This window comes from Mesorhizobium sp. M2A.F.Ca.ET.037.01.1.1, assembly GCF_003998075.1.
Classification (GTDB): Bacteria; Pseudomonadota; Alphaproteobacteria; order Rhizobiales; family Rhizobiaceae; genus Mesorhizobium.
On the sequence record NZ_RZSA01000014.1, the window covers coordinates 1 to 20,436 of the forward strand.

The 20,436-nt window shown below is 61.2% G+C and carries 14 protein-coding genes; 12 read left to right on the top strand and 2 right to left on the bottom strand.

What is annotated here, in order from left to right; all coding sequences use genetic code 11:
* The coding region (locus tag EOA27_RS01760; protein ID WP_145970242.1) for a hypothetical protein at positions 1-362 on the bottom strand (362 nt) is incomplete at its 3' end.
* A gap of 270 nt (positions 363-632) precedes the next feature.
* Here EOA27_RS01760 and EOA27_RS01765 point away from each other — a divergent pair.
* The 12 genes from EOA27_RS01765 to EOA27_RS01820 all read left to right on the top strand — a co-directional run bounded on the left by EOA27_RS01765 (position 633) and on the right by EOA27_RS01820 (position 17,339).
* Positions 633-2,024: a patatin-like phospholipase family protein gene (locus EOA27_RS01765; protein ID WP_127255289.1), complete on the top strand. Its 1,392-nt coding sequence runs from the start codon at positions 633-635 to the stop codon at positions 2,022-2,024.
* 2 nt (positions 2,025-2,026) lie between these two features.
* Positions 2,027-4,693 (top strand): hypothetical protein, encoded by a 2,667-nt coding sequence (locus EOA27_RS01770; RefSeq protein WP_145970243.1) that lies wholly within the window; start codon positions 2,027-2,029, stop codon positions 4,691-4,693.
* A 532-nt stretch (positions 4,694-5,225) separates the two neighbouring features.
* The gene (locus EOA27_RS01775) at positions 5,226-5,981 is read left to right on the top strand and encodes a sigma factor-like helix-turn-helix DNA-binding protein (protein ID WP_189561941.1); all 756 of its coding nucleotides are present in this window, start codon (positions 5,226-5,228) and stop codon (positions 5,979-5,981) included.
* Entirely contained in the window at positions 5,981-6,631 is a 651-nt protein-coding gene (locus tag EOA27_RS01780) for a hypothetical protein (protein ID WP_127255296.1), read from the top strand. Before EOA27_RS01775 ends, EOA27_RS01780 begins: the two co-directional genes overlap by 1 nt.
* Positions 6,632-6,637: 6 nt before the next feature.
* A complete protein-coding gene (locus tag EOA27_RS01785; RefSeq protein ID WP_127255298.1) occupies positions 6,638-10,075 on the top strand; it encodes an ATP-dependent helicase in 3,438 nt (1,145 codons plus the stop codon).
* 81 nt (positions 10,076-10,156) lie between these two features.
* Entirely contained in the window at positions 10,157-10,660 is a 504-nt protein-coding gene (locus EOA27_RS01790) for a hypothetical protein (protein WP_127255300.1), read from the top strand.
* Positions 10,661-10,664: 4 nt separating this feature from the next.
* Positions 10,665-11,138 (top strand): hypothetical protein, encoded by a 474-nt coding sequence (locus tag EOA27_RS01795; protein ID WP_127255302.1) that lies wholly within the window; start codon positions 10,665-10,667, stop codon positions 11,136-11,138.
* On the top strand, positions 11,086-11,601 hold the full coding sequence (locus EOA27_RS01800) for a hypothetical protein (RefSeq protein WP_127255304.1): 516 nt from the start codon (positions 11,086-11,088) through the stop codon (positions 11,599-11,601). The genes EOA27_RS01795 and EOA27_RS01800 overlap by 53 nt, the downstream gene beginning before the upstream one ends.
* A 9-nt stretch (positions 11,602-11,610) precedes the next feature.
* Positions 11,611-13,014, top strand: a complete 1,404-nt coding sequence (locus tag EOA27_RS01805) for a thiamine biosynthesis protein ThiF (RefSeq protein ID WP_127255306.1) — start codon at positions 11,611-11,613, stop codon at positions 13,012-13,014.
* Between the two features lie 103 nt (positions 13,015-13,117).
* Positions 13,118-15,745 carry a PD-(D/E)XK nuclease family protein gene (locus tag EOA27_RS01810; protein ID WP_189561942.1) on the top strand — a complete coding sequence of 876 codons (2,628 nt, stop codon included), beginning with the start codon at positions 13,118-13,120 and terminating at the stop codon, positions 15,743-15,745.
* The gene (locus EOA27_RS01815; RefSeq protein WP_127255308.1) at positions 15,742-15,960 is read left to right on the top strand and encodes a UvrD-helicase domain-containing protein; all 219 of its coding nucleotides are present in this window, start codon (positions 15,742-15,744) and stop codon (positions 15,958-15,960) included. The genes EOA27_RS01810 and EOA27_RS01815 overlap by 4 nt, the downstream gene beginning before the upstream one ends.
* A 134-nt stretch (positions 15,961-16,094) precedes the next feature.
* Positions 16,095-17,339, top strand: coding sequence for a 3'-5' exonuclease (locus EOA27_RS01820; protein WP_245491010.1), 1,245 nt, complete (start codon positions 16,095-16,097; stop codon positions 17,337-17,339).
* Positions 17,340-17,395: 56 nt separating this feature from the next.
* Here the strand turns inward: EOA27_RS01820 and EOA27_RS01825 are convergent.
* On the bottom strand, positions 17,396-20,436 hold a 3,041-nt coding region (locus tag EOA27_RS01825; RefSeq protein WP_127255312.1), incomplete at its 5' end, for an AAA family ATPase.

A 20,436-nucleotide genomic window follows, 5' to 3' on the forward strand; every position in this document is an offset into this window, starting at 1 on the left:
GCAGCGCCCGGCTCGCCGGTTTTCGACAGGGCCTCGGCGTAATCGCCGATGGCCTCAATCATACGCAGCCGCACACCCCACTGGGCAGTGGAGTTGACGGGCATCGACTCATAATCCGGCATGAAGACCGGCCCCTTTTCCAGGTAGGCCACCAGGCCTTCCTCTTCGGCCCGCTGCCTCGCGATATCGACATTGGCGGTAAAGGCAGCCTTGCTCGCCGACGAAAGGTCGGTCGCCGCGGCACCAAAGGCGGCCATTCGAGCCTGCTGCGGGTAGTTCGCGCAGGACGTCAAAAAGAGCGCCGTTCCAACGATGACCGGGGCGTACCGCCTCGTTGTCCAATGCTTCGACATGATGTTCATGGCGTCCTCCTGAAATGTCGCTGACACTTCACGGCAGAGGCGTGAGACAGGCGTGAAATCGGACCGTAGCGAGGGGCGCGGGTGCCTTAATCGACTAGCACCGGCCGGCGCGCCCGGGCCGCCGTCCTGCGGTTCGCTGCTCGAAAATCACGCTGAGTTCACGCTGCCGGCCGAGACTTCGAGTCCACAGGCGGCAGTCCGCCGGACTTTAAAACCGGTCCCGAGCAAGCAGCGCGTCGTCACAGGCAAATCTCGTCGGAAACAGGGCAGATGGCACTCAATGTCGGCACCCATCCGGAAGTCGTGAAGCTCAAAGCCGAGATCGATCGACTGTCCCGCAAAGAAGGTCATCTGGACAAGTTCTTCTGGCTCAAAGCGGTCAAAGACCAAGACGGCAATATGCGATTGCTGCATGGTTCCGATCAGGCCCGCCCCGCCGCCAAAGAGGCGGTCTATCGCCTCGCCAACATTGTTTTGCAGGGAGGGGGCGTTCTTGGGCTCGCCCACGCGGGATTTGTCGCCGGGCTCGAAATGGCGAATGTCCGCTTTGCCGGGATTGCGGGCGCGTCGGCCGGGGCGATCATGGCCATGGGCATGACCGCTGTGCGAGGTGAGAACCTGCTCGATCCGACGCACGAAGAGCTCGTCAAGATCGTCGGGGCAATGCCGATGAGCACATTCATCGACGGCCCGTTTCGCACGCGCAGGCTCATAAAGCAATTTCTTCTGGGCCGTGTGTCGCTACGACCGTCGGCCTTGCCCGCATGGCTCGGCGCACTTGGACGGATCTTGCGCAAACGCGGTCTCAACCCAGGAAATGCTTTCGAGGACTGGCTGCGTGGCGTGCTCGCGGAACGGGGCATTCGAAGCGTGCAGGATCTTTTCGATCGCCTGAGGTCGATCGCGAGGGACCTGAATGAAGCCAAGGTCAGCCATCTCGATTCCCCTCTGTTCAAGTCCTGGGACCTTGGCAAAGGGGACGAGCTCGGAGAGGGGCTTCTTCAGATCATGGCCGCCTGCATGCCTGTCGGCGTGAAATTCCAGTTCCCACGGGACATCAAACATCTGTCTGCCGAAACCAGAGCCAACTCGCCCGCCGCCCTCGTGCGCGCATCCATGTCCATACCATTGTTTTTTGAACCGGCGATTTTCGATGTCAACAAGCGGCTCTGGCCAAAGTTCGTGGCGGACCATCTGAAGGAACTCGCGAGCAAGTCGAAGCAGGACGAATTCGCCAAAGTCGACCAGGTGGCGTTCCTCGACGGAGGAATTTTTTCCAACCTGCCGGTGGACGCATTCAGAGAGATCATGCCGAACGTGCCGACGATCGCCGTTCCGCTGATGAGCACAACGTTGGCCAGACCGTATCAGCGTCGCGCGCGGCTGCAGAGCCTTGCGGCGGACATCGGCACGGTGGCTTTCATGATCCGTAACCAGCGCGACCGCGACGCGATCGACCAGCTACGACAGGCCAGTCATCGTTTCGAGGAGCGGTCGGACAAGCTGACGCCATCCCATCCGTTTCGCTTGGCAAACATCGACGTCGGAGAGGTCAATTGGCTCAACTTCGTGATGGACGAGACCGATATGATGGACCTGTTTCTCGTCGGTCTGCGTCGCGCAAAGGGTTTCATTGAAAACGAGATGCAAGGGGAGACGTGAACGTGAGCGCGAACCGGAAACCTGGAACTGCATCACCTAGCGCAGGCAAGGTGGAACAGATGCAAGGAGATAGCGAGCTAACCCTCCTGCTCGATCAAATGGAGGAATGCCACAGCGACGTCGCCGCGCTGCGATCCAGCAGCGCCAAGCAGGACGGTGAAGATGGCGATGGGGGGTTGAGGGCGGCGGAAGCTCGATTGGCTGGCAAAATCGCAGAGGTCAAAGCCAGGGTTCTCTCTTTCGGGAAAGTGACCGACGATTTTGTCAATGCAGCCTACGCTCTGGCCGCCACTGAGAATGGGCCGATCCAGTTCTACAACGTCTCGAGCGGACTGGTGTTCTCGCAGGATCCGAGCCTGGATGCCGATGTCTCCGACAAATCCGCCCTTCTAAGCTCAATCACGCATGCCAGCATATCGAGCCCGGACGCGGCCAAGGAACTCAACCGCCTTCTCAGCCATACGAGCGCCAAACGCATCGCGGAGGAGATGGATATCGTAAGCTATCATTCGGAGGCCACCCGGCTGTTCGATCGAATACGCGCTGAGTTCGGCGAGATATCCACGTCCATCAAGACGCTCCTTCAAGATCAGGACGATAAGCAGAAACGCCTGACAAGGCCGGAGCGGAAACTTGCGCCCCTCATGGCCCTGCTCAAGCGCCTGCAATCAATCGCTGATGTGAACAGCGACACTGAGGTGGCGCGGGTCTTGCGCGACTGCGCCATCGCGCGCGACTTCCTGGCCTGTCGCACAGCCTTCCTCAAATATGAGAAGGCAAGCGCCGATCTACTCAAGGACGAATTCGGGGCGGAAGCTTCCATCGAGGCCTTCAAGGACGCAACTAGACCCTGCGCCAAGCGCATTGAGAAGACGGGGCTTTTCGCCAGCCCATTGACGATCGGTATGGGGGCGGTGGCCGGCGTCGCAGTCGCGGCGCTTCTCCTTATCGGGGACAACAATCTATTTTTGAAGAACTGGGTGCCACAGGCGACACTCGCATCCGCCGTGGCCATGTACGGCTTTTCGGTATGGTTCGGACGTATGCGCCGCGACGGCCAGATGAAGGACCTGCGGAAGATCCTGTACACCAGCACTCTGAAGATCCTCGAGAAGGCGCGATCGGGAAAGCCCGAAAGGAATTGGAATTGGATAGGGAAAAGGTTTGGCCGGGCTATCAAATGGGATGACGATGCGTACCTGAAGTTCCCCAAGATCGCGTGGCGTGAATCTGCGTTCGGCAGCGGTACGGCGTCAGAGCCCAAGCCGACGGGACCTGGATCCTTGGCCAGAAGTTTGGGGTCGGCAAGCAGGGGCATTTTCTCCTATCGCTGGGCAAAAATGTTCTTCCTGAACGCAATCGTGTTGTCGGTGATCGTTACCCTCCCGTGGGCGATCTCGGCAGGTTTCGGAACGTTCAGCACAACTAATGGCCTCAAGCCTTTCGCCTTCATTTCGCTGACGCCCGATCAGGGGCGTTGCGTGCTCTACAAAGGGCACCTGCTTTTGGCAACGAAAGACAACTACTATGTCAGAGGGACAGATGGGCACGACGTGACAGAGATAAAAAAGTCGGCCGTCTTACGGATGCTGGCACCCGATAACGCGGCTGAAGCGAACCAACTCCAACCTCTGCCAAACTGCGTGGAGCCGCTGGCCGAGCCCGGACCGACACGCGTTGCCTTTTCCGGACCGCTTGTGTTGAACCAGGATCAAACAGCTTTGCTGGACGCAATAGGAAAAGGCGCCGAAGCACTCAGGGCTGAATTCCATGCAGCAGTGGAAAAAATGGCCAGCTCAATGAGCCCGGGCTGCACCGGCCGGGCCTGTGCCGGAGAGCAGTTTCAGGCGTCCAACACTCAGCATGCGGTCGTCATCCCGGTTCTTGTCGACGCACGCCCATCAGATGAATCACCGAAAGAACAATATCCGAGCCTCGTCGTGCATATCCATACCGGCGACGGGATCGTCCGGAAGGACGATGGCAGCCTTGTCATGCTTCTTCCATTATTCCCTGGGCCGGTCGCCGGCGACGGCAACAAGCTTCTCGGCGGCAAAGACGGCTTCATCAACACGCCGAGTGAAGCCTTCTATTTTGGATTCACCAGTCTGATGGATCCGCCGTTGCTTGGCGCCGGACCGGGCAAAACGTTGATCGGCAGCTACGGCGCGGATTTCAAGAAATGCGCGACTGAAGCCAAAATTGCCTATGAAAAGCAAGGCAGAGGCGCCAACCCGCCCAGGTTGCGACTGAACGTCCAAGGGTTCGCCAGCCAACAATGGGCCGACCCACGCTTGATGCCGGCCGAGAAGGAAATTCTCAACTGGTATCTGGCCGAGGGTCGCCGTCTTGCCGTCATACGCGACCTCGGCGTCGCTGGGGATCCACTCATCGATGTCGGCCCGCTGCCTGGCGAGATGGCGTTCGCCAAACCTGCCGACGTGGATCCAGACAAGATAGTCAGTTTCTTCAAATTCCGAGGCTACACGGAGATGAACGCCGCCATGAGCACGACGCTGGAGCCAGGAGACTCAATGGAAATTTTAAAACGGTCGGTCGTCATCACTTTTGGCAGCAAAGCGTTCGGTTACTGCCATGAATTCGACGCAGAGGGAGGTTCGCGTGTTGCAGGATCGAATCTCGATGAGAGTTCAGCTCAATCCAATTGAAGGGGACCTTCGTAGCTTGCTCCTGGTTTCTTAGCTGGTAGAGTTTCGCCTTGATCGCCGACATTAATGCGAACAGATCTTCCTGTGCTATTCTCGTCAGTGCGGGGCGTGCGAAGGCAAAGAGCATGCCCGACTCTGGCCCTCTCGCTTATGGAGAAAGTTTGGTCGTCTTGTGACTTGTGCCCGGGCAGACGACGTTAGCGAGTCCGCACCAAAGTTGGTCATTCTCCACTCCTTGCTTGAGGCATTGCTTTGAACAGGGTCTGTCGCTTCGGAGAAAGTCCGCTGGTGGTCGAGTAGGAAGGTCTGTTCGAAGAGTAGACAACATTGGCGCCTGCGCTCGGGCAAGCCGTCCAGAAATCGCTTTCCGTTACGGCGACGTCTCGACTAAGTTACCGGAAAAGCGTGAGGGGTCGGCGCGTCAAATTTCTTTTCAATTACCTTTCCGGTTTTTCGTCCTGGAACTGATTAGCCGCATGAGGTCGTCATGACGGGGCCCTCAACGGACCAACAAATTTATAGCGAGGGGCCCATGGCGTCACCGCTGACAAGGACCAAGGTCAGGACCACAGGCGAGCGCTACATGCGTCCGAGGGTCGTCGAAGACGAGATTGATTACGTTCTGACTCTGCCTCCGGCCGAGCGCCGGCGGCGCGGAAGGCTTCAGGATCCTGGGGCCAAGGACTATCTTCGCTCCGAAACGCTTGTGCATCTGCTGCGTTTGGATATCCGACAAGGCGGCAGCGGCGATCCGTACATGGCAACACTGATCCGGCGCTGCCAGGCCAACCTGAACGGTACTATCCTAAGCTCCGTCCCGCAGGCGGTGCAACTGCGGAAGGATATTCTACAGGAGTTCTCGGTGTTCTTCGCCGAGAATCTCGCGGCTGAGGCCGATGCAATCGACTTCTTCGAATGCCGGTTCAACGCGGCGTTCAGCTCGTTGCGCATCGAGAAGTACAACCAGCACATGCGCCGGCAGGGGCGCGTGTCGAGCAAGAGCGCGGACGACCAGCAGGTTGCCATCGACCGTGAGGGCGCGGCCCGCACCGGGACCACAGTCGCTGCGTGGAAGCCGCAGCGCGGCGAAGACCGCGTCTACCTGCGTCAGGTCGTAGCGTTCCTCAAGACCTTACCAAGCGATCAGCAGGCGGCCATTGTGTGCTGTCGCGTGATGGACATGACTCAGAGGGAGGCGGCAGAGCGCCTCGGAGTTGACGAAAGGACAATTCGAAACCTGCTCACGCGGGCTGATGAGATGCTCGCCCGCATCAAGGAGAGTGCGTGATGGCTGATATGACGGAAAGGACGCCCGTCGAGCTGCGGGAGGCGTACCTGGAATTGGCAATGGGAGAGGGGTACCCAGACCCCCAGATACTGGACGAGCTGGTGCGCCTGTACCCGCAATATGCGCAGGAGCTGACCAGCTTCGCGATTGACCTGGCCATCGAGGGGCTCGTCGCCGATGAAGATTCGTTTGTGGCGGTATCGGATGAAGCGATCGATGTGGAAGGCGCGACGGCGCTGAGCGCGTTTCAGAATGCGCTGTTCCATGCGCGCCGGGACCAGGCCGCGGCGGTTGCTAATGGCATTGGAGCCGATGCGGTTGAGAACCCTTTTTCGCGTCTGGACCGTGCAGGCATGCGCGCGGTCGCGGAGGGCCTTGGCTCGAATTCGACGTTTGTGCTCAAGCTGCGCGACCGGGTGATCCTGGCCGATACGCTGTCGCATGGATTCGTGCGTCGGGTGGCGGAGCTCCTTGAGAAACCGTTCGACCTTGTGCTCCGTCATTTTCAGGCAGGACAGACCGTGGGACTGCGCGGTCAGAGCTTCAAAGCGGATGACAAACCAGTGCTGGGCGGAAAGCAGACGTTTGAAGAGTCACTCACAACATCAGGTTTGAGCTCGGAGCAGCAAAAGCGATTGCGATCATTGTAGGCTTGCATGGAAGCGTTCGAACTGATCCGAAGGCAGGCTGCCGCGCTGCACGAGAACGTCGTGGCGGCGGGCGCAAATCCATTCGACATTCCAAAACTGGTATTTGCGGCGGCTGGTGCGCGAGACCTTGAGATATCATTCCTCCCGGATGGCGACCCTGGCTTAAAAGGGGCACGCGCTTTGCTTGACGATCAGGGCGGGGTAATTCTTTGCCAGGCCGAGGCATCGGACATCGATCGCGCGCTCCTAGTCGCCCATGAGATCGGCCACGACGTCATCCACTCTGGGTCAAGCGCGTGCAGCGAAACAGACGTTGACCCATCGCAATCAATCGAGCCTGCACCGGTCGGCCTCCAGCGCGTCGAAGATTATGGCGCGCGTGAAAGGCGGGAGCTTCATGCAAACGTTTTCGCGCGGGAACTGGTTCTACCACGCTCCTTCGCCGCCAGGCTCCATCGTGAAGATGGACTGGGAGCCGACGCAGTCGCGAGCCGGCTACGATTGCCCGTGCCACTGGTGCGGCAGCAGATCCTGGACGCGCTCCTGCTGCCCCAGGATGTAAGCGATGAGCCTACGCCACCTGTCGTGCCGATCGATGACCTCGCTCAGGATCGCGCGGTCCTGCATCGAGACACCGCGTTTCAGCTGGAAGCCGGCCCAGGCACCGGCAAGACACGCACGCTCGTCAAGCGGATCGTGTCGCTGATAGAGGAGGGCGCCGATCCGGCCTCAATTCTCGTCCTGACGTTTTCCAACCGCGCCGCGGGAGAGCTTGCAGAGCGCATTGCGGGTGTTTTGGCGGATCAAGCCGCTAAGATTTGGATCGGAACCTTCCATTCGTTCGGTCTGGATCTCCTCCGCAGGTACGGCGGCCAGATCGGATTGCCCAGTGACCCGGACCTGTTTGATCGAAGCGACGCGATCACTGTTCTCGAAGAGGTCCTGCCGACCCTCGGGCTGAAGCATTATCGGAACCTGTGGGATCCAACGCTCGTGCTGAGGGACGTGCTGTCGGCAATATCGCGTGCCAAGGACGAGGTCGCTGACAACGCCCGGTACAGGGAACTGGCCGTCTTGATGAAACAGGCAGCTGGCCAGGACGCCGAGGCAATCAGGGATGCGGAAAAATGCTTGGAGATCGCGGATATCTACGATCGCTACGAAATAGCTAAACAAGCGAAGGGGTCGGTCGACTTCGGCGACCTCATCATGCTGCCCGCGAAACTGCTCGAAAACCTGCCGCCGATTGCGGCAGCAGTCCGTCTTCGTCACCGGCATGTTCTGGTCGACGAATATCAGGACGTCAACCATGCAAGCGTCAGGTTACTCAAAGGCATCGCCGGGGACGGCCCGCGTCTATGGGTGGTCGGCGACGCGCGGCAATCTATCTATCGCTTTCGCGGCGCGTCGTCGGACAACATGACGGCGTTCACGAATGACTTCCCCGGCGCGACGACCGACGCGCTCGAGCGGAGTTACCGATCTACCGAGGCAATCATCGGGAGCTTCACAAGTTTTTCGGAGGTCATGAACGCCTCGAAGGGTATGCATCCGCTCAGACTTGAAACGAATGCCGGACCAGGTGAACCATGCGAGCTGCGTGTCTTCGACAGCCTCGATGACGAAATCGCCGGTATAGCGGCGAGCGTGAAACAACTTGAAGGCACCGGAGTGCGGCTGCGTGATCAGGCGGTGCTCTGTAGAACCAACAAACGGCTGAACGAGATCGCGGCTGGCCTGGCGGCGCGTGGTATACCGGTCCTTCACCTCGGCAGCCTGTTCGAGCGGGACGAAGTTCGCGATTTGCTCTCGATCATGAGCCTCGCGGTCGACGGTCTCGGCTCCGGTATCGTTCGCGTCGCGGCGATGCCTCGCTACGCAATCCCGCTACAGGACGTATACCGGATGCTACGCATCCTGAAGGAGCGAAACGGCGCTCCCATGACTTGGCTGCATGAGCTGGCGTCCGATGACCGCATTACAGATTCAGGACGGAGGGGCCTCGCTCGATTGGCCGAAGATTTGTCAGGCCTTCGCCAAGGAGACGCCCCTTGGGATTTCGTAACCGGGTATCTGCTTGATTGGACTGATCTTGTCCGCGAGATGGCGAGCAGGGCGTCGGTCTCAGATTGGATGCGGTCCTGCGCGATTTGGCAGTTCCTGAATTTCTTGCGCGATAGCGTCACCGTTGGTCATGGCTCTCCGATGTGGAAGATGCTGGAGCGTGTTCGCCAGCTGGTGCTGCTCGCGGAGGAGCGCGACTTAAGGCAGGTGCCAGCGGCAGCGCTGGGCATGAATGCCGTCCGGCTGATGACGATCCACGGCAGCAAGGGTCTCGAGTTTGAAGCGGTTCATCTGCCAGGCATGACCGAGGTCAGCATCCCCTCCAGTTATCGCGGTATCCGGTGCCCGCCACCCACGGGGATGATCACCGGCGCGGGCATGCTGACCATGGATCAGGCTGCGCGGCTTGCGCATGAGAGCGAAGAGGAGTGCCTGGCCTTCGTTGCGATGTCGCGCGCAAAGCGTAACTTGAGGTTCTACCTTTCGCGTACCCAACCTAACGGCAACGCACGAAGGCAGTCGTCATTCCTTGCTCACATTCGCGGCCTCAAGCGCGACGATCGCCCGCCGATGATGACCGGTCCGGATGGCAGAGGTGCCAGCCTCGTTCAGGTCACAGTTCCCGTCGAGTACCAGGTCACGGACCGCACGCTCGGCAGCTACTTGTCATGCCCGAGACGTTACTTCTACACGCACGTTCTGGGGCTAGGCGGCGGGAAGCGGCCGACCGCGTTTACCCAGACCCACCAGTGCCTCTACGAACTCATCAAATGGCTTCACGTCGAGCAGCTTCATGGAACGCCGTCGACGGAAGAGGTAGAGGCGCGGTTCGATTCAATCTGGCAGGAAAGTGACATGCCTGCCTTGCCGGCTGCAGCCGATTATCGCGGGCTTGCGTCCAATATAGTGCGAGCGCTATTGCGGAGCAGCAACGGGCGCAGTTTCCACCAGGGTCGTTCGATCGCGATAGATTTGCAGCACGGCCGGATCGTCATCCAGCCGGACGCGATTGCCGAACTCGCTGACGGCACCATGGTCCTGCGGCGCGTGCGCACCGGGCACAAGCGGTCAAGCGAATACAGCGATCCTGGCCACATCGAATATGGACTCTATATTCATGCTGGCCGGGCGGAGTTTGGGTCGGGCTCCATCGTCGAAGCCGTGCACTTGACCGACGACACCGTCGAGCCCGTCGAGCTCACCGACCGCGTGATTGGTAATCGGGTAAATGAAGCCAACCGAATCCTCGGCGCCATCAACGCCGGCCGGTTCGAGCCGGACACCGAGTCCATGAAATGCGCGCGCTGCCCGCATTTCTTCGTGTGCGCGGCAATGCCATCGGGCTACCTGGTACTCGACGACGAAAATACCCGCGACTGACTTTCCGGTTTTGGGCCGCCGCTTCGATTAACCCGTCAGAAGGCTCCTGCAAAGGGCGGGAGCTCGAAGACGGAGCACATCATGACCGGCATATTCTATCAGGCGGAAGGCCTCCGCGAGATTGGCCACATCGACGTCGAACCCGGGACCACGGTCCGCAAGTTCAAGGAGTTGCTCGCCGATATCCTGAAGCTGGATGGCGAGATCCTCGTGTTCGTCGAAGACGAAGACACCCCGCTCGGCATCGAGACGGTGATCACCGAGATCAAATCACCGCACGGCCTCAAGCTGCACCTTCACCGCTGCCACGACATCGAGGTTTCGGTGACCTTCAACCGCAAGACGGTGCAGCACACCTTCAAGCCGGGCACCACGGTGGCCAAGGTGAAAAAGTGGGCAGCGATCAAGCAGTTCCACATGACGCCGGACGAAGCAGGCGAGCACCTGCTGCAGATCAGCGGTACGCACGATCGCCCGGCGCCCAACACGCACCTGGGCACGCTGGTCACGCAACCGCACTGCCAGGTCAAGTTCGATCTGGTTCCCGATGAGCGCGTCAACGGCGCCCCGGATGGAGCTGCGTAGGGCCATGGGCGGTCCGGATGAACGGGCGCTCCAGGCGGACTTGGCCAAACCCGCCTTCCGCCTGGGGCTGATGGAAGGTCGCTGGACTCTCCGCGGCCTGTGCTGGCCCCACGCCTTCATCGGCGTAATTGCTCGCGACGGGCAAGAGTTTGTTTTGCGGCTGAGCTGCACAGGCTTTCCAGCGAACCCGCCGACCGGCGGGCCGTGGAACATGACCACGAACACCGTTCTGGAGTTCGATCGTTGGCCCCGGAGCAATGGCGGGCGGGTGGGCGCCGTGTTCAATCCAAGCTGGAAGAGCGGAACCGCGCTGTACTTGCCGTGTGACCGGGAAAGTATCGTCGGCCACGACAACTGGCAGACCGAACTCGCCTCGAAAATCTGGCGTCCCTCCGGTGGGATCGTCCAATATTTGGAGCTTGTCCATGAACTTCTCAATAGCCGGGATTATTCGCCGCCTGCTCGCGCCGCAGCATGAGCTGTCCGTGTCCAGGAAGGTCTGGCAAAGTCTAGTCAACGACCTACGTGACCGCGGCCGCGAGCGCTCGCGCGAGAGCGGGGCGTTCCTCCTAGGAAAGCGCTCCGGCGGCACGGCGAGGATCACCAACTACATCCTCTACGATAACCTCGACCCCAGTTGCCTTGACACTGGCATCGTCCGATTCAACGGCGCCTATTATGGAGCGCTGTGGGAGGCATGCGAGACGCTCGGGCTGGATGTCGTCGCAGACATCCATGTGCACCCCTACGGCGAGGGGCAAAGCGATTCCGACCGCAATCATCCGATGATTTCCCAGCCGGGCCATATCGCACTGATCCTGCCCAATTTCGCCGACGAGCCGGTGGCGATCCCTCGCGTCGGGATCTACCGCTATTTGGGCGGGAAAAAATGGTCGGCCGTTCAGCCCGCTGCCCGCCCCTCGTTCTTTCTCATCGTTTAGGAGGCGATCATGGCCGAGATCAACGCCGACAATCTGCACCGGTTGGCAAAGGAGGCGATCGACAGCGGTCGCGCCCGGACCGTGGACGAAGCGATCGAGTTGCTGGGCGGGTATCGTCTTTGCGTGATCTTCGAGGCGTCGGACGATCCCATCGCACACGCCACGCTACTCACCGCAGTTGCACTCGGCTCCCGGGTCTTTCTTGGTGGTGTGACCGTAAGCGGGAAGCTCGATGTGCCACAGGTCTCATGCCTGCCCGAAGGGCCATTGCTTGCCGATGCCGTTGTCGCCCTGGGGGGCAGGCTCGGTGAGCCTGACGCAGACACGCCAACGATTACGATCGGCCTGGATGCGGCTGGCAAGCGGCAGGCAACATTTCACGTGCGCGCAGTGTGGCAGGGCTGGCGGGGAGGCGTTTTGCCCATCGACACCGCGGACTCAATCACGCCGGCCACGGCCATGCCGCTTGCCGGAATGCTGGCGGCTGCCCTTGCGGTGAGTGAGGCTTTCCGCTTTGTCAGCGGTCGCGCCCACGCTGCCGGTCTCTCGCCGGTGGGTCTGTCTCTGTGGTCTCCCGGCAGCGACTGGATTGGTGCTGGAGCGGACGACCCGATCCTCAATTACTTGCCGAGCAGGCTTTGGCTTATCGGCCTCGGACATCTGGGCCAAGCCTATCTATGGGCGATCGGTCTTCTTCCCTACGCCAACCCCGGCGATGTCGAACTGGTGCTCCAGGACGTCGATCGCATCGGCGCCTCGACACCGAGCACGTCGGTTTTAAGCTTTTCCAGCATGGTGGGCGCACGCAAGACGCGCGCCATGGCCGACTGGGCGGAACGGCGCGGTTTCGAAACACACATTCACGAGCGGCTTTTCGACGGCGACTGTCGCCGGCAGGCATCCGAGCCGGCGGTGGCTCTCTGTGGTCTCGACAATGCCGATGGTCGCCGCGCGCTCAACACCTCCGCATTTGACTTCGTCGTCGAGGCGGGACTGGGCCGCGATTTTCGGAACTTTCAAACGATCCGGCTGCACACCTTGCCGGCCCGGCGCTCGGCAGCGGAGATCTGGCGGGGAATCCCTGGCATTGCGCCCAGCGTAGAGGGTAACCCAGCCTACCGGGAGCTCCTGAACTCCGGCAAGCTGGATCAGTGCGGCATGACTCTTCTGGCAGGCAAGGCGGTCGGCGCGCCGTTCGTCGGTTCGGTCGCAGCCTGCCTCGTCATCAGCGAAGTCCTCAGGCTGCTCGCCGGTGCGCGTGTCAACGAGCTCATCGATCTGGATCTTCGCTGTGTTCAGCATATGGAGGTCGTCGTTCAGGATAGAGATTTTTCGCTGCTCAATCCGGGCTACACTTTTGCCGGCCAGGACCCGGCACAAAGCGCTGACATGGAGTCGGAAGGTGGGCGTTGATGTGTGAGGAAGACGCACATAATCGACGACACGGCTCACAATTCTCGGTTGAAATTTATCGAGCCCGCAATGATCATGCCTCGTCTCGAGGGAACGAATTGTCTTGATCAGGAAAACCGTCGTCGTTCAGGGTCAGGTCGCCTTCGCGGCTCTGCGGGCTGCGGCAGCGCGCTCCGGCGCGAACGGACTCCAGATAATGACCGTGAGCCAGCTGGCCGCTCGCCTGGCTGGAGGTTTCTTTCGCCTGGCCGGCAGCGCGGAAGTGGAACAGGCCGTGGCGCGCGCTCTTGAAACCGGCGGCTTCGAGGAAATTGAAAGTGTTAGGCATTTGCCAGGAATGCCGCGCGCCATTGCACGGACGTTGCGAAATGCTTGGAACGCCGATCTCAGCCTGGTCCAATACGCAGATGCGCCACGCATCCGTGACCTCATGCTTGTCGAGGCCCGGGTACTGTCCCTTTTGCCAGCAGCCGCTCTTTCGCCGCATGCCCTGTGTATGGCGGCGCTCGGGCGGATGCGGCACGCAAAAGCACTTTTCGGCGAGATCACTCTCGACGGCGTCCACTTCGTCGATCCGGTTTGGCGCCCGCTGCTCCATCAGATCTCGACATCCGTTGCTCTAGACTGGATCGCCCCAGCTGGCGCAGACACGGACTGGCTCAAGGGCCGCGTGACTGTTCGTGCCGGCAATCCGGCAACGCCTCGGCTGGTCTCCTGCGCCGACCCCCGCCACGAGGTGCTCGAGGCGTTTCGATGGGCGCGGCGCCTTTTGGCTTCTGGCTTGGCCAAGCCCGGAGAGATAGCCATCGCCGCCGCTGCCACAGGGGAGTGGGACGACCATGTGATGGCGCTCGCCGAAGAGACGGCGCTGCGGGTCTGTTTTCCGCATGGCCGACCCTGCCTCGCGACCGCGGAAGGGCAAACCTGCGCCGCGTTGGCCGACATCCTGTTGCATGGTCTCTCCCAGGCTCGGCTGCGGCGACTGGTCTCGCGCGTTGCAGGGCAGGGTACGGCTCTCGATTCGCTCACTCGAGAGTGGCTCGAGGTGCCACGCGACGCATCGCTTGCTTCGGCGGCTGAATGGGAGCGGGCTTTCGGTCGCGCGGTGCCGTCCCCGGCCACTGATCCTCGGCCAATCGTCATGCCGATCCTTGACGTGCTGGAGCGAGGCGTCACCGCTGCCGGCCCGGCTGCTGACCTGCTCCTGCGCGGAGCTGCTCGTCGCCTGTGGCAACGGGCCACGACAGCGGCCCCGGCTGCCGCCCTGGAACTCACCTTGGGTACAATCCGGGTCGGCGACGTTGCGGATGCCAGCGACGCCATCATCTGGACTCCCGCTTGGCAACTGGCCGCGGCGCCGCGCCCTTGGGTACGACTGCTTGGCTTGACGGCTCGCGGCTGGCCGCGCTCGTCAGGTGAGGATCCCTTGCTGCCCGCCCACCTCATTTCAGGCGCTGAGCTCGATGCCGATCCACCAGGCCAGGCTGACCGACGTTCCTTTGCCATCATCAAGGCGTTCGCTCAAAGCGAGTTGATTCTGTCGCGGAGTCGTCGCAATGCCCAGGGAGCGCGGATCGGTCCCAGCCCGCTGCTTCGACGAGGCGATCAGCCGACGGTGCTGCGTCGCGAGGGAGCAACAGAGCATGCCTGCAGCGAATCCGACAGGCTGGCTGCACGGCCTGACGAGACAGTGACCCATCCCCTTGCAGGCGCCGCGGTCCAGTGCTGGCGCGCCTGGCACATAGCCGAGATGACTGCCCATGACGGGGCCTTTTCATCTTCCCATCCGCTGGTCCTGGAGACAATCGACCGACCACAATCGCCAACGTCTCTGACGCGCATGCTGCGCGACCCGCAAGGGTTCGTCTGGAGATATGCTTTGGGCTGGCGGGCCCCGCAGGATCGCGAACGCCGGCTCACACTGGCACCCAATGAGTTCGGCAGCCTTGTCCACGAGTTGCTGCGCTTGGCGGTCGACGCCCTGGAGCCGATCCCCGGCTTCATCGCGGCGCGGCCGCAGGAAATTTCCGAGGCGCTTGATCTTGCTGTACGCCACGTAACAGAGGCATGGCCGCTTGAGCGAAGTTTGCCGCCGCACGTGCTCTGGGTAAACACCGTGCGCCAAGCCGCCGAAATGGCTCTGGCCGGTCTTACTTGGGAACAACTCAGTGAGACCGGAACGCGTAGCTGGACCGAGGTGCCCTTCGGCGGCGAGGAACAATCCGAGCGGGAATGGCCCTGGAACATCTCCACTGCGGTTACGATACCAGGCACGAATGTCTCGGTTCGCGGACGAATTGACCGGCTCGACCTGCGCGCAGCCGCCGAAGCCGTTCGCGTCACGGACTACAAGACTGGTGATATTCCCATGGACGCCGCCACAAGGATCATTGCCGGCGGCGCCGATCTGCAGCGCGTCATCTATGGCCTGGCCTGCACTCAATTGCTGCCGGAGACGCCGGCAATACGAGCGCGGCTGGTCTATCTGAAAGGCGAGCCGACGCCGTCTACGCTGCGAGACCTCGATGGCGCTATCACCCAGCTTGCCCAGTTCGTCACCAATGTCATCAGTCTCCTGAAGTCTGGAAACTCGTTGCCGGGGCCAGCGGCAGAGGAGCGCGTCAACGATCTCCGCCTGGCCCTGCCCGCGTCGCCTGGTTATTTCCGCCGCAAGCAAGCCAGTCTTGCCTCTCAGGCGGGCAGACTTCACTTTTTCTGGAACCTGCCATGACCGGGCTCGCAGACAGCATTGATCGTCGCCGCGCACTTACCGCGCTTGATCAGACCCTGCTTGTCGAGGCCGCGGCGGGCACGGGCAAGACGTCTCTGCTTGCAGGCCGCGTTACAATGCTTCTTGCCAGCGGCGTACACTTACCGACAACGAACTGCTCGACATTGCCCAGGACCTTCCGCGGCGTGGCGATGACGTTAGGCCTGATGGTCTGACGCTGTGGACGCCCGTGGACCATGTAAGGCATCCATCGGCAAAGGAGACGCTTCTAACCCTTTCGCAACTGAGCCGGCGTGCGCGCGACACGACGCCATTTCTGCTCCTTTCCGCCGCGGTCGACCGACTGTGCATGCGCGCCAAGCTCGCCGCGCGAGGAGATGACCAGGCTGGGCGAGCCATTGCCAACCTCGATCTCCTTCTGGAACGGTCTCGGCGCTATGGAGTGCGCGGTTTGAAGCAACTCGCCCTCGACATTGGTGCCGACTGGCAGGGGGGGCGGCTGGGTCCAGAGCCTTATGACGAGGCGCGGCTCGACGCCGACGGCGAAGCCATCAATGTAGTTACCGTCCATAGCGCCAAAGGCTTGGAGTGGCCGATCGTCATTCCCATCAACATGGCGTCGGAAATCAGGCGTCGAGAGCCGTTCATTCATCGCCGAGGCGACGACACGCTGCATTGGGTGCTCGGTGACGTCGTCCCTCCGGCCCTGGTCGATGCAGTCGGCACGGAAGATCGCGAAAGCGGGGAAGAACGCGAACGGCTCCTCTATGTCGCGTGTACGCGGGCAATGGACATTCTGATACTGCCTCAGTTCTCCGCGCGCCGGCCGGACAACACCTGGGCCCAAGTTTTGAACCTCGCCGACGACAACATTCCTGAATGGGATATGACGCGACTGAAACGAAAACCGTTCGCGCCGGTGGCCGATGTTTCCAACTTGCAGACCGCAGAGGTATTCCTCGCCGAGCAGCAGGCCGTCATAGCGGCGTCAAAGGTGGCGCGCTGGATCCGCCCGAGCCAGGATGATTCCGATCGATCGCCGAAGGATCTCCCGACCTTCGAGGAGGCCACCGACTTCGATTCCACACATGCGATCGCCGGCAGTTCGACGCGAGGCGCCGTGCTGCACAAGCTCATCGAGGAAGTTCTCACCGGAGAGACCGAGGAAACAACGCACGCACTGACCTTGCGGGCTGGCCTTCTTCTCGCCGAGTTGGGTCCTCTCGAAGGCGAACCGCGACCAGACCCGGCGGAGATGGCCAATGTTGTCGTACGCACATTTGCCTTGCCTGCAATCTCCGAGCACCGCGGCACGCTCATACCTGAATTGGCGCTCTATGCGCAAAGCGCTGGAGGCGATGTTCTCATGGCCGGGCGAGCCGATGCGGTGGCTGTCGTCGACGGCCAGCCGACGATCGTTTTCGACTGGAAGAGCGATGTCGCCCCTTCGGCGGTCACGCGCCAGTCCTATGCTGGCCAGTTGCTTGAGTACATGCGGGCGATCGGGGCGCCGCGCGGCGCCATAGTTTACCTCACGCTTGGAAGCCTCGACTGGGTGGATTTGCCAAGCCAGCATACAAGCAGCGTTCATTAGTCTAGCGAGCATCGCTCCGTACCGGCGGCGGGCGAGGACGTCGCCGCCGGCGAAGATTATGTCCGGCCCAAAATTCGCGCGTTCGCCGTGCCACGGATCTCATCGGCGTAGACAACGCCGCCAAGCCCTCCACCGTGATCCTCCGAGGTGAGAAGCCGATCCCAGTACCCGTTGTCACGATACCATTGCTGCTTGAGTTCCCAGTCGGCCTTGTAGGTTGCCTTGTCCAGCATTCCAAGGTGCTCCCAGTACCAGGTTCGTCCTTGGTAGTGCACCGTGAAATCAGGCAGCCGGAAGTCCGTGGGATCGGCATGCTTGTTCAACAAGGGCGCCTCGTACTGAACCGACAGACCAAGCGAAGTCAGCACATCATAGACAATGACCTCGCTTTTGGAGCGGACCGCAGTCCCATCCGATGTGCGATGGATAAGGCCTTCGGGTCGATAGGGGCCCTTGATGCCCGCATCGCCTGCATCCTGCCCGATCAGCAGCTTGAAGAGGCGCGTGGTGCGTCGCATCGTGTCTGACGATTCCGGGCGCCGCAAATCGAGCAGCGGCTGGCTGTCCTTTTCGACCAGAAGAATGAGCCTGCCCTTGAACCTGGTGAGGCCGGTATAAAGCAGCTCGCGCGAGAGGGTCTGGGCCTTGCGCGGCAGGATCAGGATGACGGTCTCAAAGTCGCTGCCCTGTGCCTTGTGAACAGTAAGCGCGTAGGCAAGCTCCAGCGCTTCTTTCACGGCAGATTTTGTGTAGCGGTACTCGGCTTTCGGTTGCGTGGAAAAAGCGACATACAGGTTGTCGGGCTTGTCATCTTTGCCCTTCCATGCCTGCGTCACGATTCCGATCTCCCCGTTTGCCACGAAACGCAAGCCGTCGGCGCCCTCAGGAAGCCATTTGGGTTGATTGACGAATTGCATGACCTTGTCGTGGCAGACGAGCTCCTGATCTCCCATTGGAGCCGGCCATCGCGTGTGCGGATCGCGGGCCATGGCAAGCATATTCTCGCGAAATCGGCTTTGGATGACGCGGTTAAGTTCGTCGGTTCCGAAAGGCTGGATCCGGGTCGGCGAGAGGATTTGCCAATTCTCGCACGCTTGCCAGTCCTCGGCCGCGATCCCGAGCGAGCGATCGAACGCCGCACTGTCATTGCCGCGAATGCCGAAACGACTGGCGAGAACACGATCCACCGCGGCCAGAAGTTCGGAATGATCATTCCAGAACGCGATCTGAACGTCCGCCGTCTCCCCTTTCTGCACCAGTTCCGAAAGAACGGCGTCGTCGCCAGGGCCGGCGCCGTCCCTGTATCCGGCGGCAAGTTCCAGACCCTTGCTGAAGCTCTGGCCGCCGTGTTCGGTCTGGGTCACGCGCATGCATGTCCTGAGTTCGGCGATACACTCGGGATGTTTCTCCTGCATCCAATTCAGCGCGTCGAAGAAGGGCCGCCCCGGCCCGATCGGCGGCAGCTGGAAGGGATCGCCGACAAAGATCAGCCTGCGGAATGCGTTCACCTTGATGGCCCGAAACAGCGCCGCGAGCAGTTCGACCGACGGCATCGAGCTTTCGTCGATGACGATGTTTGTGAAGGTGCGCAGGCCGTTCGCCGGTTTCTCAAGTATGCGGTAGTTGGGGCCCATCATTCCTGCGTCATTCAGAATTTGATGGATGGTATTGGCCGGGCGGCCGGTTGACGCTTGCAACCTGACGCGTGCCTTGCCAGTCGGAGCAGCAAGAAGGGTCGCGCTGAAGCCTTCCAAGGCTCGAAGCTGCTGCAGGAAGGCTTTCAGGACCGACGTTTTCCCCGTTCCGGCGCCGCCTGTCAGAAAGCTGATGCGCTGGCCGTAAAGGACTTCAAGCGCCCTGACCTTCTCGTCGATGGCATCGCGCTCACGTTGGGTCTTCGGTTCTCCAAATCCGCCGCCGTCGGTCCCGGTGAGCAGAGCCCGCCAATCGGGCGCTGGCGAGGGCAGATCGTCGAGGGCGCGCACGCCTTCGAGCACCTGTGCAATTTCGACCTCGCATCTGCGAATGGACTTCAGCGCCACCAGCTTGATGGTTGGCGGTTCGTCCTCATCAGCATCCGCACCGAGGTCCTCGGCAAGTTCGTCATCGATCGCGGAGCGCGCTTCTTGCAGTTCCTCGGCGTCGACCCGCCAGGATGACGGATATGGCTCTTCCCTGAACCACAGGATCGCGTCGTGGTGCGCTCGCTCCTCGCCGTACCAAAAGGCCTCGCGGTCGGTGAGGCAGCGCCGGGAGTCAGGGAAACGCTCGTGCACTCGCCGGATGAGGGTGTCAAACGGCAACAGCGTGTCTCCTGCGTCGGCGGCCTCGCGCAGCACCGCGACCGCAGTCGCCCGGACCCGTCTTGGATCGTTGTGGGCGATGGCTTCTGCGCTGCGGAAAAGCGCGGCATCGCCTTGCGGCCACATGCCCTGGTCGATCGTCTCAAGGCCGACAGGCTCGGAGCCTTCGTCCCCCTTGTCCTGCTCGTAGAGGACATAGGGGTTTTCAATGATCTTGTCGGCGCGGGCCGCGATGCCGCGCTTATCGCGCTGATCTTCATTGGCGATTCCGATAACTTGATCGGTTGTAAGTTCAAAACGGACCAACGTGTCGAGAAGACGATGCCGCATCGGCATGGAGCGCCATTGTCTTGCAGCTTCAAGCAAACCATCCCGATATTGGTCGGTCGGAGGGTTTACCCGTCCCTGGAAGATGGCGAGCACGTGCTCCCAGGGATTTTGCCGCCCGCGTTCAATTTCTCGAAGTATCGTGGCGTGGTACGCGTGGCCCTGGGCGCAACCGAGGTACCGCAAGACCGAGCCGATGCCTGGAAACGCTCCGCGGCCCGCCCAAACTTCGTCGAGCACACGGTTGCACCACGCGATGCCATCGTCCCAGGGCCCGGCAACGTAGCCGTCCGCGCGGACACGCTCGACCGATTTGAGTATAGCCAGGATTGCCGACACTGCCTGGCCGTCGCTGACATGCTCGGCAACATAGGAAAAGGGCAGGGTGAGGCCATTGGGAGGGCGGCACAGTATATCGTCTGTCGGCTTTCCGAGCGCGATATACTCTTGGTAGGGAATGCGAACGC

What these genes read in the sequence shown, in the direction of transcription:
- EOA27_RS01795 (WP_127255302.1), top strand. Translation starts at nt 10,665, where the DNA reads ATGGGCGGTCCGGATGAACGGGCGCTCCAGGCGGACTTGGCCAAACCC.
- EOA27_RS01785 (WP_127255298.1), top strand. Translation starts at nt 6,638, where the DNA reads ATGGAAGCGTTCGAACTGATCCGAAGGCAGGCTGCCGCGCTGCACGAG.
- EOA27_RS01780 (WP_127255296.1), top strand. Translation starts at nt 5,981, where the DNA reads ATGGCTGATATGACGGAAAGGACGCCCGTCGAGCTGCGGGAGGCGTAC.
- EOA27_RS01805 (WP_127255306.1), top strand. Translation starts at nt 11,611, where the DNA reads ATGGCCGAGATCAACGCCGACAATCTGCACCGGTTGGCAAAGGAGGCG.
- EOA27_RS01815 (WP_127255308.1), top strand. Translation starts at nt 15,742, where the DNA reads ATGACCGGGCTCGCAGACAGCATTGATCGTCGCCGCGCACTTACCGCG.
- EOA27_RS01820 (WP_245491010.1), top strand. Translation starts at nt 16,095, where the DNA reads ATGCGCGCCAAGCTCGCCGCGCGAGGAGATGACCAGGCTGGGCGAGCC.
- EOA27_RS01800 (WP_127255304.1), top strand. Translation starts at nt 11,086, where the DNA reads ATGAACTTCTCAATAGCCGGGATTATTCGCCGCCTGCTCGCGCCGCAG.
- EOA27_RS01765 (WP_127255289.1), top strand. Translation starts at nt 633, where the DNA reads ATGGCACTCAATGTCGGCACCCATCCGGAAGTCGTGAAGCTCAAAGCC.
- EOA27_RS01775 (WP_189561941.1), top strand. Translation starts at nt 5,226, where the DNA reads ATGGCGTCACCGCTGACAAGGACCAAGGTCAGGACCACAGGCGAGCGC.
- EOA27_RS01790 (WP_127255300.1), top strand. Translation starts at nt 10,157, where the DNA reads ATGACCGGCATATTCTATCAGGCGGAAGGCCTCCGCGAGATTGGCCAC.